Genomic DNA, 15,906 nt, shown 5'->3' with positions numbered 1-15,906 from the left:
TCAGCGCTGATCAGCTTTCATCGCTCACAATAATTCCTCTGGCAAGCAACTCAGCTGAACTGAAAGCGCCGTCTGTTTCGCCAAGTTCCACCGCATCAACTGTGATGGAGAAGTCAGCTTTACCGTCGATGGTGATAACTGTATCCCCGTCAACATGCTCCATATTGATCAGATCTGCCCGGTCCTCGATATTGGCAACGCCAAGCTCATCGAAAATAGCATCCAGATCAATGGCATCTTCCTCTTCATCAAAACCACGGATTTCATCATGACCATCGTCTTCATTTTCCGGATAGCCGAACATGTAGACATCAGAACCTTCGCCGCCGATAAGGACATCATCCCCTTCACCGCCGAGGATCGTATCATCACCAGCACCGCCGCGAATTGTATCGGCTTCTTCACCGCCAACGATAATTTCATTGGCATCACCACCTTGAAGCTCATGACCTGTCTGATAGAAGACATCAACATGAGCATCGTCAGTTGCATCGCCATCGTCAGCAGTATAGTCAAAGTCCCGGTTGCTAATATGAACGCCTGAAATTTCTGGGTCCAGCGTTCCGTCATTAGAGATACCCCGGAATTCCAACAATGTGTCGGTTTCCCCGTCGGCACCGACGACATCATACTGCAGCTGTGTCTCGCCTGGGAAAATACCAGAGACTGTATCAAGCAACTCTCCATTCCACCAAACTTCAATAGAGTCTGATGTTCCAAATACCATCGGATCAAATGTAAAGGTCAGGGTCAGCTCTTCACCAGCTTCCGTTGGAATATTTTCAGAAATTGAGCCGCCAGCAGTCAGGCTTGCTGGATCCAGACTATCAATCCGGTTTGCACCATCAAGAACAGCAAAGTTTGGATCGTAATCACTCGCCGGATCCGTTACGGCGCTGACACTCAGGTCATCACCTTCCATGTCCGTATCATTTGCCAGAAGACCTGATTTCGGAACATAAATTGGATCAAGACTATTGGTAATCACAATATCATCAGCCGCTACCGGACCGTCATTGACGCCGTTCACATTGATGGTGACCGTAGCGTCCTCAGTTCCTTCTACATCTGCAGAATACTTGAAGACAATCTTGGCAGTATCACCAGTATCCATTGGATCCCAGATGGTGTTGTCCCCTTGTGGGATATCCAGGGTGACAGTAACCGCCTCTGGATTTGTCGCATTGACAATCAAGTCACCATAGTCGTCACCACCGTCAACAAGATCAAGTGTCCAGACATCGCCAACCTGTACCCAGTCAGAAGCGTCATAATTCACAACAACCGCTGTCAACGGCAAGGTAAAGGCTACCGCACCAGGTGTATGGAAATTGGTAATCTGAGCGTTTGGAATAAAGTCCTGCTCGTTTGGATCTGCAGTCAATTGCTCGTTCAGATCCGTATCTTCATCTGTTGTGAATTCATCATCAATCAGAACAGGAACTTCCTCGCCATCCACATGCACAGCAACATATTCAATGTTGCTTGCATTCAGTATGCGGCCGTCGACCGTCAATGTGCCGGAACCAAAATCTTCAACATCGTTTGAGAATTTAGCAATTGCAGCTTCATGGGCAGCGAACTCAGCCGCCGTAAAGTAAAGCTCAAGCGTATCGGTATCAGATCCACCATTGTAGTTGTCAGTTGCACCAGCATTTTCCGACATTGTCCAGCGCAGGATGTCATCGCCAGAATTACCCGCAACATCATCACTACCGGAGTTACCATCCAGAGTATCGTCACCGGATCCACCTGACATGTCGTCATTATGCTGATCACCGGACATAGAGTCGTTACCAGAACCACCAAGCATGGTGTCTGATCCACGACCACCTGTCATGATATCAAGACCAGCGCCACCGTACATTTCATCAGAACCGCGATCACCTGACATAGTGTCGTCGTCAGCTCCTCCATACATGGTATCCCGACCACGCCCGCCGAACAATTCGTCATTACCGCTGTTGCCGTAAATCAGATCTGCGCCGCGTCCGCCATCAATGTAATCATCACCGGAATTGCCAGACATGGTGTCGCGGCTACCACCACCAAACATGGAGTCGTTGCCAGCTCCGCCTGACATTTCATCAGAGCCGTCTTCACCGAACATAAGGTCATTATCGCCACCACCGAACATGGTGTCGTTTTCATCACCGCCATACATGGTATCTTCACCAGAGTTACCGTGCATGACATCATCGTCAGACTGACCATACATCAAGTCGCCATCAGCGCCGCCGAACATGCTATCGTTGCCAGAACCGCCATACATGAAATCGGCACCGGAATTTCCGTACATAACGTCATCGCCAGACTGACCATACATCAAGTCGTCATCGGCACCGCCGAACATGCTATCGTTACCAGAACCGCCATACATGAAATCGGCACCGGAATTTCCGTACATAACGTCATCACCGGACTGACCGTACATCAAGTCGCCATCAGCGCCGCCGAACATGCTATCATTGCCGGAGTTGCCGTACATGAAATCCATACCGGATTGGCCGTACATGACGTCATCGCCGTCGTTACCGAACATTTGATCGGAGCCAGCTCCACCAAATAAGGAGTCGTTACCAGACCCACCTACCATGAGATCGTTATTAGCGCCCCCAAACATCTGATCATCACCGGACTCGCCGACCATGAAATCGGCACCTGAGCCACCATACATAACGTCATCTTCTGTACCACCGTACATGATGTCATTATCGGCACCGCCATACATGAGATCTTCGCCAGAACCGCCCACCATGGAGTCATTTCCAGACCCACCATGCATGGTGTCGTCGCCGCTTTCGCCCATCATAAAGTCATTGTCGGCGCCGCCATACATAGCGTCGTTTTCGCTACCGCCACGCATGGAGTCTGCGCCAATGCCACCATAGAGCGTATCATCACCGTTTTCACCGAGCATGGTATCGTTGTCGGCACCGCCGATCATCAGGTCATTGCCGGATCCGCCATACATAGCGTCGTTTCCGCCATCTCCATACATGATATCGTTGCCAGAGTTCCCGTACATGAAGTCAGCGCCTTCACCGCCTGACATAATGTCATTGCCGGAGTTCCCGTACATGAAGTCGCTGTCACCCTCACCATACATGACATCAGCGCCAGAGCCGCCATACATGGAATCGTAACCGGAACCGCCATACATGAGGTCGTCATCTTCCATGCCCATCATGTAGTCGCTGTCGCCACCGCCATACATGGTGTCGTCACCAGTACCACCGTAAAGGCTATCGTAACCTAGGTTACCGCGAATAACGTCATCGCCGGAACCACCTAGCGCAATATCATTGCCATGACCTGCCAAAATCAGATCGTCGCCGCCCTGACCGAGAATAATATCGTTGCCCCAACCACCATAAATGAGGTCAGCACCGCCATAGTTAAGCTCAACCATTCTTTCGAGGAAGTAAGGGAATTCTTGTGGACCTACGTAATACATTGGCTCGAAAAGATAATACCAATACTCGTAAGTCACACCTGGGCCGTAATCAGGAAGATTAGCATTATCACCAAAGATCACATCGTGGCCATCTCCAGCAACGATGATGTCCCGCATGAAATCTTCTTCGGACTCAAGTTCACTGCCATACATGCTATCGCTGATTGCCGCCAATCTCACTTGAGGGAAGTCATTCTGGCCGCCCCCATACATGAAGTCATTACCGGAAGCGCCAAAGAAAAGTTCATCACCAACCAGAACGTCACCACCGCTATAGTCGGTTGCACCGTCCTCATCACCAATTTCATCGCTCTCTGACTGGCTATCAATCTTTGCAGAAACAAAGAACTCATTGCCTCCACCGCCATACATGGTGTCTTCAAAAGCACCGCGGCGACCAAAGAGAACATCTGTTCCTGTTCCACCGACCAAGATATCGTTACCCTGATCATCAATCAGGACGTCGCCACCAGTGCTACCATCAAGAATATCATTACCGGCACCACCGTCGAGGAAGTCATTATGGGCACCGCCGTCGAGTTCATTGTCGTTTTCATCACCAATGATGAAATCTTGCCCACGACCGCCTTCAACAACACCCTCATCATTGATAAAGGCTGAGTCGTCTTCACCATCGCCCAGCAAAATAACGTTCTGACCGTTACTGTCAGCGTCTTCACCGGCAGCCGCACCTGGTCCGGCTGGTTGGCCTGGATCCATATCATCATTGTAAGGATCCTGTGGGTTCATATCTGAACCACTATTTGCGAGCCCGATTGTGTGCGATTGACCAGTTGTCCAGTCAGCGGCGCCGTCTGAATCGAAGTTATCTACACGTGCGAAAATATTATTGATATCGATATTGTGGAAGAAGTCAGCACCAAGAGGTCCTTCATCCACCATCTGCTGCAGGCTAACAGGCGCATACTCATCAAAGAGTTTTTCACTCACATCTTCCTGCTTGGAAATCTGGCCATCGAAAGTATCGCTATCACCAAAAATGTCCAAAGCAGCGGCAACTGCAGGAATACCCTGCCAATTCTCGTTCAAGGAAGCAGGCTCAAACTGAGCACCATTTGCGAGGAAAGTATCAAGTTGGCCGACTTCGCCATCGATAGACCAAGTCACAAGAACGCCTAGTGGCTGGCTTGTGTTGCTGCCCATTGGCCAATCGCCAACGTCAGCCAAGTTGCCTGCATCCGTGATGTTGCCATCCGCATCAAAAACCAGATAGAGGGTTTCAACCCCGCCACCGACTTCTGCCTGCAAGACAACTACTTTACCACCTGCAGCAACTGTCAGTGATGGCAAATCAAAGGAGACTGGTGAACCTTCAGGACCAATCACAGAAATTGTCGTTGTTCCCTCAACATCACCACCATTGCCGCCTGTTGATTGCTCTTCATCGGTATTGTTTGCAAGCTCGATGAAATCAACAGCACCTTCACCTGCAAGTTCCAAGAAGCTATCCACATCGGCATTGTTCAGAGCAACCAACTTGTCAAAGAGGCTTTCCCCTTCCAAGGCCGCCGCAAAAGCAGGCCCATCGGTTGAATCGTCACTCGGTGTGAAATCACGATCAAAAATAAAAGAACCTAGGCCAATTTCGTTAAGCGCAAACTCGGGCTGATCGGCCAATTCTTCAGCGAACACCAGATTTTCACCAATGAACTCTTCAATATCATCGTCACCAAACCCAAGCTCTGTTGGATCGAGCAATCCATCAATGCCAATGCCATCGCCAATACCATCATCGAAATAGGCTCCAAAACCAGCACCACCGCCAGCACCAGGCAAACCACCCGCAGCAGGAGCAACAGCATCCGGATCAAAGTTTTCGACAAGGCCAGTAACTTCTTGGGCTGTAATTACAGTTCCATCTGCCAATGTGAGTTGCGGTGGCAAAGCTGTAGTGGCCTGGGAAAAGAAACCATCTAAGACGATTTTGGCGCCATCAGCGATGTTTGTGATAACCAGATCACTGCCATCTTGTGAAAAGACCACAAGGTCGGGATTAACGACATCCAGTAAAATATTCTGTCCGCCTTCAACTTCAACAACGGTACCGTTGGCGCTTGCACTGATAATGCCGTTTTCTGTCTTAGCCATAATCTAATCCTATTCAATCCCTGCCCTAACTGAGGGCAGTCCGCAACTCTAGTAATTTCGCGCGAAGATATTCCTTCAATTGTTGGAAACTTTACTTTGCAGCACAAGCGCTGTCATACCTCAAATGAGTGACAGATAGAGTTTTTTTAGAATTTTATGGAAATTATTTGGATTGTTTTATCGCCCTTATTGGGGATACGAAATTTGCAAATTCTGCAGTAATATATAAAGTATCCACAAGAATGACCCTAAGTTCACATGCATTTAAGACTTGATGAGATCGTCAATAAGGGCTTATTCAATTACTAACTGGCAAAATTGCTAGCGTACAGCAGGGGGCTTAAACGCATGTCTTTGAAATTCCGTATACCCGCAGGAGAAAAAATTATTGTGAACGGTGCCGTGATTACCAACACGGGTACCAAGGCAATGCATTTCTCTCTGGAAAATGATGCCTCTATTATGCGTGAGCGGGATATCATGCTTCCAGATCAGGTCAAGACCCCACTGCATAACGTCTATATGCAGGTTCAGATGATGTATATTGAGCCGGAAAATCACGCGACACATTATAAAGCGTTCCAAGAGGCGGCGCAGTTTGCATTCCTCTCTACAGACGACATCCCCCAGCGGGAAATGATTTTTGAAGTTGTCGGCATGGTGGGTGAGAAAAATTTCTACGGCGCGTTAAAAGTTCTGCAAAAACATCTTGAGGACTAAGCTGAAGCCCCCTCTAAGAATCTTGCCGGAATCACCCTCGATTTGCCCCCATTTCATCCCTTAAGATGCTCTTTTTTTGAGCGGCAAACGCCGCCTAACGTCCTTAATTGTTTTCAAAATTAGAAAACACATAATATTCGATCTCAGCCATTAGACCGCAGAAATAAACGGATTATATGGTTAACACCTCCTAATAGCTAAAATCTGATCCATTCATTAACTCGTTATTAGGAAATTCCTCGCATATTGCTATCACGGTTTCAAAGCAAACCGGGGCTCAAAAGAGCCGCTTTCGTCGCAACAGCGACTTACTCTAATATGAGGAATATACATTATGGCTTTTTCAGTTAATACCAACGCAAACGCAATGGCTGCTCTGCGGTCACTTTCTAGCACGCAGAATAACCTGACTAGTATTCAGGCTCAGATTCAGTCTGGCTTGAAAATTGGTGGTGCCACTGACGATCCATCTACTTTCGTGATCGCACAGGGCATGCGCGGTGACGTTGGTGCTCTTAAAGCTGTTCAGGAAGGTCTGAACTTTGGTACAGCTACATTGAACATGGCGCTTGCCGCAGCTACTCAGGTTTCTGATCAGTTGACTGACATGCAGGCTAAAATCACTCAGGCTCAAAACGACGGTCTGGATGTTACTATCCTGCAAGCAGAAGCAGATGAAATGGTAAACCAGATTACAACGATCGTGAGCTCAGCCGAATTTAACGGCATTAACCTCCTCGATAACGGTGGTACAACTTCTGGCATGACAGTTCTGACTGGTCTTGGCGGCGCAACTCTGTCTATTGCTGAACAGAATGCAACAACAACCGGTCTTGGCATTAACGGTCTGGACCTGTCTTCCGAGAAAACCACTTTGACATTGGATAACTCCTTGTCAATTGCTTCTGGTGACACTCTGACATTTGCTTTCGGTGGTGAAACTCACGTCTTTGAATTCTATGAAGGTGCAACTGCACTGGCTTCATCTCCAGACGAAGCTAACGGCACGTTCGTTCATGGTGTTCAAATCGACACAGCAACAGAATCTTTCCAGGAAATGATTGGTAACCTTGCCTCAGCAATGCGCACAGAGGCTGGTCTTACTGTCAACATTGGTGAAGATGGTGTTATTGATGTCGTCGCTTCAGGTCAGACCATTACAACAACTAACGGTGTTTCCGGCGGTGTAACCGCTGCAGACGGTGTTGGCGGTGGTGGTATCGCTGCGGTGGATGGAGCAAAAACTGCCATTGGTTCTATCTTGACAACACTTGGTACGGCTGCAAACCGTCTTGAAAGTCAGGCTGAATTTACTCAGGTTCTGACAGACAAGATTGAAGAAGGTCTGGGTATCCTTGTTGATGCCAACCTGGCTGAAGTTTCTGCGAAACTGCAGTCTGAACAGACTAAAGAGCAGCTGGGTATCCAGTCTCTGTCAATTGCGAACGCGGCTTCTCAGTCTATCCTGGGACTGTTCCGTTAATCAGTCAAATAATCGAGACGGCTCTTCTTGGAGCCGTCTCCTTTATACCCCTCTCTTTTTGAGTGATTTGATTACAGGAGTAGTACGATGTTCTTTGAAGCTTATAAAAAAGCCAATCTTTCTGCAGAGCATCCGGCACAGACCGAATATCGTTTGTTCGCAGAAATTACTGGAGAGCTTGTTGCGGCCAATAAGCCCGAAGCCTCACCTTCAGAAAAAATTAACGCAATTTTTAGAAATTCTCAGCTATGGTTGACATTGCACGCAGATCTGATGTCAGAAGACAACGGATTGAACAAGGAAACCAAGGCTGGACTGATTTCGTTGGCACTTTGGGTCAACCGGTTTACTTCTCAGGTTATGAGAACTAAAACTGACCTAGAACCCCTAATTGCTGTCAACAAAGATATCATGGCTGGCCTTCGCGACGCTGCAAAGCAGAAAACGCAACCTGTTCAGGAAACAAGTGAGCAAGCGTTTAGTGAAATTGCGATATAGGTAGATACCATGCAGTTGTCGTCCACAAGTTCTCTTCTTTGGTACAAATTGGCCAATGATCAAAAAGAGTCTCATATGAAACTCTTTGAGGCTCAGCCAACAACTGCGCGCGATATCGAAACCTTCAAAGAAGAAATCGTCAACGTAAAATCCGTTGACGATTTAATGAAAAATCGAACTCTCCTCAAAGTTACACTCTCCGCGTTCCAGCTCGAAAGCGAAATCGACAAATATGCGATGGTCGAAAAAATGCTTTCAGAGGATCCGGAAGATAAGAACAGCCTCGTCAACAAACTGGTTGAGCCAAGATGGACTAAGCTTTCTAAAGCAATGTATGGTCTCAACCTTGATCCAAACTTTTTCCAGAATGAAGCAAATGTAAACCTCATTCTGGAAGGTTATAAGACCAACGAGTTTGAAAAGTTTGAAGGCACCAACGCGCCTGGCATCCGGGAAGCCATGTATTTTGACCGCGTGGCTGGGGGTGTTGAAGAGGTTTCTCAGGTTCTGGCTGACAAAACACTGATGCATGTCGTCAGGGTTGGTTTGGGCCTGCCTGAAAGCTTTCAATCGCTGGAATATGAGCAGCAGAAAGCGCGTCTGGCAAAGGAACTTGATATGGATGATTTCAAGGATCCTGCAAAGATTGACAAGATGGTCGAACGTTTCCTGATCATGACGGAAATTAACAATACAGACGCCACGGCTAATCCGATGTTATCGCTATTCCAGCCTGTATCGAACGGCGGGGTTGGCCCTATGCCACAGGGCGTTAACATATTCGTATAAAATTTTAACCAAAAATTATCCCTAAATTGCAAGGATTGGGTAGTTTCTTCTTGTGTCTTTCTGGGGATGATCGGTGATTGCTCAACAATCCATAATTAATAATGCTCTAAAGCAGGCTGTGCAATTGCACCAGCAGGGTCAATGGGACCAAGCTGAGGCTATTTACCGCCAACTGATTACCCAGTTTCCCAAAAACCCTGATCCCTATAACCTCCTCGGAACGCTTTATCATCAACGTGGGAAACACCGGATTGCGATTGAGCTCATTCAGAAGGCGTTGGAAATAGGGCCGAAAAAGGCCATGTTTTACAATAACCTTGGAAGTGCTTTGCGTGAAATTGGAGAGGCAAAACAGGCCGAAAAGGCATTTCGCAAGGCCATCAAAATAGAACCCAAATATGCGTCGGCCATGAATAACTTAGGCGGAATCTTGCTGGCGATGGGAAATATCCCCTCTTCAATATCGGTTCTCAAAAAAGCACTTAAAACAGATCCAACTTTCTACCCTGCCCGGCATAACCTTGGAAACGCGTTCTACGAAAAAGGTGAGAATGAAACAGCGATCCAGTTTTATCGGGAAGTTCTCAAGCAGCAGCCTGGCTACACCAAGTCCGCCAGAAACATGGCAGAAGCAAAAAAATTTGTAGAGGAAGATGAAGACTTTTTACTTCTAAAGACATTGGCAGAAACAGAAAGCTTCACCGGTGAAGACAAGGCAAACGTGTTATTTGCTTACGCAAAAGCCTTGGAGGACCTTAAACAAAACAAAAAGTCCTTCAGCGTCTATCTGCAAGCAAATCAGGCGCATAGAGCAACCTATTCCTATGACATCGAGGAAACCGCAGCAGAATTCGAAGAGATCCGGAATACAATTTCACCAGATTTTTTCAAGGCACACAAAAACTCAGGGGTTCAAGATAACCGCCCCATTTTTGTACTCGGGATGCCAAGGTCCGGGACGTCCCTTGTCGAACAAATTCTGGCATCACACCGTGCCGTTTACGGTGCCGGAGAGCTTTACAATCTTGAAAAGACGTACTTCTACCTCATCCGACAGAAGGGAGAGCGAAGTTTCTCAGAAGCATTTGCGAACGCATCAGAGGAATTCCTCAAGGAGCTGGGTTCAGACTATATCCAACAATTAAATAAGTTGGGGAGTAAGGCATCTTTTATAATCGACAAGATGCCCAGAAACTTCATCTACACCGGCCTTATTAAATTAATACTTCCCAACGCGAAGATTATTCATTGCAAAAGAACCCCGGAAGACACTTGTCTTTCCATATACAAGAAATTCTTCGTCGGGGACCAGAAATTTGCCTATGATTTGGAAGAGCTTGGCAGGTTTTACAATCTGTACCTCAATCATATGGAGTACTGGAAATCTCTCTTGGGGGATGACCTTTATGAGGTCACATATGAAGAGATGATTGCCGACCAAGAGAGTGAGACCCGAAAACTCCTTGATTATTGCGAGTTAGATTGGGACGACAATTGCCTACAGTTTTACAAGACAAAACGAGCTGTCAGGACAGCCAGCACTGACCAGGTTCGTCAACCGATCTATAAATCTTCTGTAGAAGCATGGCGAACTTATGAAGAAGAATTACAGCCTCTAACTGCTATTCTCAATCAATCCAGATGATTATGTCTTAAGCCTCCAACACCGGCGCCAATGTGTCCAGGAGCGGTTTCAGCAAATCTCCATACCGCTCATAGCGACCAACCGAACTGTTGTAGATTGGTTGGCGCACCTGTGTTGTACTCGCTGTGTGAACACTTCGCTTCGTCTTGTGGAATGATAAACAGGCGTCATCCCAATCCAATCCGCAATAATCAATGATTTTTCTGGCTTGCCCTTCTAAATCAGCGACGACATCTTCGTACTGAACCGTCAAAAACCTGCCTGGAAGCACTTTTTCCCAATGTTTCATTAGCCGATCGTACGCCAGATAGTACCGTCCAATATCTCTCAGGTCATAGGTGTATTCCATTTTTTCGCCAAAAAGGATCCTGAAGTTGGACAGGCACGTATCGACTGGATTCCGGCGACAATGGATAATCTTTGCCTTGGGCATCAGAACATGAATTAGACCCAGGTAGCGAAAATTCTGCGGCATTTTATCCGTAATGTGAGCAGCCTTAGGATCATATTTTCTCAATTCAGAGACAAATAAATCACCTCTCCGGCGAATGTCTTTCTCAAATTTCTCCAATACGCCTTCTGCTGTCGGAAAGAAGCCCTCGTTATTTACTGCCAATCCATTCGCAGCGACATTCAACAATTTCAACTCACCGGCACCGAATACTTCCGGATGACTTGCTAGAATTTGTTCTGTCAAGGTTGTCCCGGAACGTGGCATCCCAAGCACAAAAATTGGAACATCGGACTGAGATCCAACATCTGTCCTTTGAGGCCAATCGCTTTCCTCTGAAAACACCTGCTCCATTTTCAGCATCATATTTTCAGCCGTTTCCACAGAATAATCCAGCGTTTTCCGTTTCAAACTGTTGGCATTCAAATAATGCGAAAACCCTTTCTTATAATCTTTCAGATCTTCATAATATTTACCCAAGGCAAAATGCATGTTCATTTGATCTGTTTCAGTCATCTTCTCCAGATTGGATTCGCCGGCCTGGAGTATTTGGGAAAAATGATCCCCTTCTTTGAATTTATGCCCCGTCGCAATGTTATAGTAGGCCTTTCCAAAAAGAGGATTGACCTTGGCCGATTTTTCAAAAAACGGCATTGACTTATCCATCTGACCCAAGACACTCAGAACACTGCCTTTATTATTTAGGGCTTCATGATAATTCGGTTTCAGCTTCAGGCTCTTATTCAATGCAACCAAAGCTTCTTCATGCCGATTTAAAAATTTGAGGGCAATTCCGTAGTTGTTCAGGGAAATAGGTGCATTAGGAGCAATCTTGAGTGCCTGCTCAAACAAAGCGACGGCTTCTGCATATTTATCCATCTGCAATGCAATACCACCAAGCAAGTGATAAGGATCTGCATATTTAGGATACATCCCTAATGCCAGCTTACAACATTTCTCCGCTTCTGGATAACGCCCCTCTGCAAACGCGGTATCAGCGAGCGTCATGATCTTCTTCAACTGAATAAGCTGCTCGTTTGACAAACCTGTGGAGGCTGGAGACAGCACAAGTTTCTTTGCCTCTTTCTTTTGTTTTAGGGCCTGTTTTCTCTTTAATGCTCTACTCACGTCCGCGCCTCTTGGATGTCTCAACTGTATCTAGTCTCAGTATCCAACTTTATGGTTAACAGATCCTCAATCAATAATCATTTTTCCAGAACTCAACTCATTAGAGTCATATGCGCATCAGATACTCGCCCTGCAGGCAATTGATTCCGAGCTAAGCAGTTTTTTCCTAGTTAAGTTCCGTTTTTCCTTAGCAAATTCTCCGCAAATTTTTTATCAAATCTCTAATATATCAACAAAATCAATTATTTATAAAACTGGCACACCTGTTGCAAATCAAGGCCCGAGTGAGTTTGCGATCAAATGATTGCTATTTGAAATTGCTACAGGAGAAAGAAAATGGCTTTTTCAGTAAATACTAACGTTACGGCAATGGCTGCACTGCGCACATTGTCATTAACACAGAACTCGTTGAATACTGTTCAGCGGCAAATTGAAACCGGACTTAAAGTTGCAGAAGCGAAAGATGACCCATCCACGTTCACAATTGCTCAAGGCATGCGCGGCGATGTTGGTTCTTTGAAAGCGATCCAGGAAGGTCTCTCTTTCGGTCAGGCAACAGTGAACATGGCCAACGCAGGCGCCCTTCAGATTTCTGAAGTACTCATCGACCTGAATAAAAAAGTAACCCAGGCATTTAATGATGGCCTTGATGTTACGATCTTGCAGGAAGAAGCCGATGCGCTTGTTGAGCAAATTACATCTATCGTAAATACATCAATTTTTAACGGTGTTAACCTGATCGATGGTTCTGGCACCGACCTTGAAGTTTTGTCAGCGCTTGGCGGCGTTACACAAACAGTAGCCGCTCAGGATGCAACTGTTGCATCCCTTGGTCTGTCAAACTTCGATCTGTCCGGTCAGGCCGCTACCCTAACACTGGACAACACCTTCTCTGTTTCAGAAGACGACACGATCACTCTGACACTCGCCAGTGGTGATGTTCACATCTTCGAAATTACAGAAGACGGTAACCCTCTTACATCATCTGTCGATGAAGCTAACGGAATTTATGTCCATGCAGTGACAGTTGACACCGCGACACAGTCAAACAACCAGATGGTTGGCATCATGGCCAATGTCATGCGCCAGGAAGGCTTTGCCGTCACTATCGAAGAAGATGGTGTCGTTGAAATTGCCCATGGTGAAACTGTCACAGTCGCCACAACTTTGACAGGCGCAACTGCCGGTGTGATCGCCGGTGATCCGATTTCGGTTCTGGATAACGCGGAAACTCTGGTTGGCCAAATTATGACTACCTTGGGTACAGCCGCCAACCGTCTGGATACGCAAAGTGAATTCACCCAGTTGCTGGTTGATAAGCTTCAGGAAGGCCTGGGTATCCTGGTCGATGCGAACCTTGCCGAAGCCAGCGCTGAACTGCAGGCACTGCAGACCAAGGAACAACTTGGTATTCAGTCTCTGTCAATTGCCAACGCGCGTCCACAGTCAATCCTCTCTCTATTCCAGTAAGGTAAGACAATCGTAACGATTTTCGGTGAAAATTAAGTACGATGTCAGGGATAGTAAGAGTCTAAAGAATGTCTGTAGCAGCATATCAAAAGGCAAATCAGAGCACCGAAAGCCCGAAACAGACGGAATATCGGGCATTCGCAATCTTCACTCGAGCTTTGGAAAAAGCTGAGGCGGAAGGTCCAGTTGCAGTCGTAAAAGCCGTCGCCGACAACCGGCAACTCTGGCTCACATTGCAAGTGGACCTCGCTTCCGAGGAGAACAAACTCCCCCTGGAACTCAGGGCTCAGCTTATTTCCCTAGCGATCTGGGTGAATAAGTACAGTATTCCAGCCATGAAAGGCGAAGCCGAACTGGCTCCTTTAATCTCTGTAAATAAGCAGATTATGGAAGGTTTAAAACCACAGAATAAACCTTCAGGGGAAATGTCAGAGCAACCCGCCACATAAATTCTGAAACCAAATCAGAACTGCAATCAAACCCCGCTTGCGGGGTTTTGCCTTTTCAATAACTTTTTGAAACTTCCCCCAATCCCCTTTAATCTGATTCTCCCGTAAACCATCTGAAATGATCTATGGAGAAATCATGAGTTGGGAAAAAGAAGTTGATGAACTGAATGCCCTCAAGAAGAAAGCACTCGAAATGGGTGGTGACGAGGCAATTTCTTCTCAGCATGCCAAAGGGCGCCTCACAGTTCGTGAACGAATAGATCTTCTCCTTGATGAAGACAGCTTCAACGAGCATGGAAAAATCGCTGGTGGCTCAGAGCGGAGTGAAGATGGCTCCTTGCTCGATTTCACACCTGCCAACTATGTAACCGGCCTTGGCACAATCGAAGGTCGTCCAGTTGCTGTTGGCGGCGAGGATTTTACGGTCAAAGGCGGCTCACCCAACGCAGCAGGCCTTCGTAAAAGTGTTTATGCAGAAGAACTAGCGCTTCAGTACAAACGCCCCCTCATTCGCTTATTGGAAGGTGGCGGCGGTAGTGTTGCCGGAGGTAAATCCAACGGGCCGGTGGGAAATCCTGTTTATGAACGACCTCGCTTTCAACCCATCGCAAAACTTTTAGGTGTCGCTCCGGTTGCTTCCGCGGCCCTTGGACCTGTAGCTGGCTTTCCCGCAGCCCGTTTTACGGCATCACATTTTTCAGTCATGACCAAGGAAACGGCTCAAATCTTGATCGCTGGACCGGCGGTTGTCTCGCGTGCGTTGAACAAAGACCTCACCAAGGAAGACCTTGGAAACTTCAAAATTCATAGCAAAAATGGTGTCGCCACCAACATTGCCAAAGACGAAGAAGACGCCCTTGATCAGGTCAAAACGTTCCTCAGTTTCCTACCGACAAATGTGTGGGACCTTCCACCCGTTGTCAGTCCGGGAGACAACGTGGATCGGTGTGAAGACAAGCTTCTGTCCATTGTTCCCAAAAACCGCCGACAGCCTTTCGATATGCGGAAATTGATCCAGCTTGTGGTCGATCGCCGCGATTTCTTTGAAATGAATAAATCATATGGCCCAAGCTTAATCACGGGCTTTGCACGTCTGAACGGGCAACCGGTCGGTATCATCGGCAACGACTGTCGCTATTATGCAGGTGCCATGGGGGCTGATGCCGCAATCAAGACCAAACGCTTTATTGAACTTTGCGATCTCTTTCACATGCCCATAGTGAATTTTGTTGATGAGCCGGGCTTCATGATAGGGCCAGATTCCGAAAAGGCCGGAACTATCCGCTTTGGCACATCTGCCGTCGCTGCAGCAGTATGCTCCGTCGTCCCTTGGGCAACTGTTATTGTGAAAAAGGCCTTTGGCGTCGCTGCGGCGGCTCACTTCAGTGACAACAGCTATGTCCTCGCCTGGCCGAGTGCGGAAATGGGTGCTTTGCCAGTAGAAGGCGGTGTTGCCGTTGCTTTTCGAAAGCAGATCGAGGCCGCTGCTGATCCTGAAGCCTACCGTCAGCAATTAGAGGCTGAGCTTGCTGCCAAACAATCCCCCATGCCCAGGGGAGAAAGCTTTAGTGTCCATGAGGTTATTGATCCCCGTGAGACAAGACCCCACCTCTGTCAGTGGATCAGTTGGATCAGCCCAACACTCGAAGACCTAAAAGGTCCGGTCACTTTTGGCTACCGTCCCTAAGAAGAGAAATAAGAGGAGTT

Annotated in this window: 10 protein-coding genes; 8 read left to right on the top strand and 2 right to left on the bottom strand. The window is 47.2% G+C overall.

Going from position 1 to position 15,906, the window contains the following annotated elements; all coding sequences use genetic code 11:
- Positions 1-10: 10 nt before the first annotated feature.
- A complete protein-coding gene (locus HH301_RS06225) occupies positions 11-5,566 on the bottom strand; it encodes an Ig-like domain-containing protein (protein ID WP_169567657.1) in 5,556 nt (1,851 codons plus the stop codon).
- A 348-nt stretch (positions 5,567-5,914) separates the two neighbouring features.
- On the opposite strand from HH301_RS06225, the gene HH301_RS06220 reads away from it, so the two are divergent.
- The 5 genes from HH301_RS06220 (at position 5,915) to HH301_RS06200 (ending at position 10,701) form a co-directional block, all read left to right on the top strand.
- The gene (locus HH301_RS06220) at positions 5,915-6,286 is read left to right on the top strand and encodes a flagellar biosynthesis repressor FlbT (RefSeq protein WP_169567655.1); all 372 of its coding nucleotides are present in this window, start codon (positions 5,915-5,917) and stop codon (positions 6,284-6,286) included.
- A gap of 334 nt (positions 6,287-6,620) precedes the next feature.
- Entirely contained in the window at positions 6,621-7,769 is a 1,149-nt protein-coding gene (locus tag HH301_RS06215; RefSeq protein WP_169567653.1) for a flagellin, read from the top strand.
- 87 nt (positions 7,770-7,856) lie between these two features.
- Positions 7,857-8,267, top strand: coding sequence for a flagellar biosynthesis regulator FlaF (locus HH301_RS06210; RefSeq protein ID WP_169567651.1), 411 nt, complete (start codon positions 7,857-7,859; stop codon positions 8,265-8,267).
- A gap of 75 nt (positions 8,268-8,342) precedes the next feature.
- Positions 8,343-9,056: a DUF1217 domain-containing protein gene (locus HH301_RS06205; protein ID WP_169567649.1), complete on the top strand. Its 714-nt coding sequence runs from the start codon at positions 8,343-8,345 to the stop codon at positions 9,054-9,056.
- A 73-nt stretch (positions 9,057-9,129) separates the two neighbouring features.
- Positions 9,130-10,701 carry a sulfotransferase gene (locus HH301_RS06200; RefSeq protein ID WP_169567647.1) on the top strand — a complete coding sequence of 524 codons (1,572 nt, stop codon included), beginning with the start codon at positions 9,130-9,132 and terminating at the stop codon, positions 10,699-10,701.
- A gap of 7 nt (positions 10,702-10,708) precedes the next feature.
- Here HH301_RS06200 and HH301_RS06195 read toward each other — a convergent pair whose 3' ends face one another.
- Positions 10,709-12,280, bottom strand: coding sequence for a sulfotransferase (locus tag HH301_RS06195; RefSeq protein ID WP_169567645.1), 1,572 nt, complete (start codon positions 12,278-12,280; stop codon positions 10,709-10,711).
- A 336-nt stretch (positions 12,281-12,616) separates the two neighbouring features.
- Between HH301_RS06195 and HH301_RS06190 the strand changes: the two genes are divergently transcribed.
- From HH301_RS06190 to HH301_RS06180, 3 genes are all read left to right on the top strand, one after another.
- Positions 12,617-13,750 (top strand): flagellin, encoded by a 1,134-nt coding sequence (locus HH301_RS06190; RefSeq protein ID WP_169567643.1) that lies wholly within the window; start codon positions 12,617-12,619, stop codon positions 13,748-13,750.
- Between the two features lie 68 nt (positions 13,751-13,818).
- Positions 13,819-14,199 (top strand): flagellar biosynthesis regulator FlaF, encoded by a 381-nt coding sequence (gene flaF, locus HH301_RS06185; protein WP_169567641.1) that lies wholly within the window; start codon positions 13,819-13,821, stop codon positions 14,197-14,199.
- A 136-nt stretch (positions 14,200-14,335) separates the two neighbouring features.
- On the top strand, positions 14,336-15,886 hold the full coding sequence (locus tag HH301_RS06180; protein ID WP_169567639.1) for an acyl-CoA carboxylase subunit beta: 1,551 nt from the start codon (positions 14,336-14,338) through the stop codon (positions 15,884-15,886).
- Positions 15,887-15,906 lie beyond the last annotated feature (20 nt).

Source organism: Sneathiella limimaris (assembly GCF_012932565.1).
In the GTDB taxonomy this organism is placed as follows: Bacteria; Pseudomonadota; Alphaproteobacteria; order Sneathiellales; family Sneathiellaceae; genus Sneathiella; species Sneathiella limimaris.
The sequence above is the reverse complement of the archived record's forward strand: the minus strand, read 5'-3'. Positions and strand labels throughout refer to the sequence as shown.

What these genes read in the sequence shown, in the direction of transcription:
- HH301_RS06220 (WP_169567655.1), top strand. Translation starts at nt 5,915, where the DNA reads ATGTCTTTGAAATTCCGTATACCCGCAGGAGAAAAAATTATTGTGAAC.
- HH301_RS06190 (WP_169567643.1), top strand. Translation starts at nt 12,617, where the DNA reads ATGGCTTTTTCAGTAAATACTAACGTTACGGCAATGGCTGCACTGCGC.
- HH301_RS06205 (WP_169567649.1), top strand. Translation starts at nt 8,343, where the DNA reads ATGAAACTCTTTGAGGCTCAGCCAACAACTGCGCGCGATATCGAAACC.
- HH301_RS06225 (WP_169567657.1), bottom strand. Translation starts at nt 5,566, where the DNA reads ATGGCTAAGACAGAAAACGGCATTATCAGTGCAAGCGCCAACGGTACC.
- flaF (WP_169567641.1), top strand. Translation starts at nt 13,819, where the DNA reads ATGTCTGTAGCAGCATATCAAAAGGCAAATCAGAGCACCGAAAGCCCG.
- HH301_RS06180 (WP_169567639.1), top strand. Translation starts at nt 14,336, where the DNA reads ATGAGTTGGGAAAAAGAAGTTGATGAACTGAATGCCCTCAAGAAGAAA.
- HH301_RS06215 (WP_169567653.1), top strand. Translation starts at nt 6,621, where the DNA reads ATGGCTTTTTCAGTTAATACCAACGCAAACGCAATGGCTGCTCTGCGG.
- HH301_RS06210 (WP_169567651.1), top strand. Translation starts at nt 7,857, where the DNA reads ATGTTCTTTGAAGCTTATAAAAAAGCCAATCTTTCTGCAGAGCATCCG.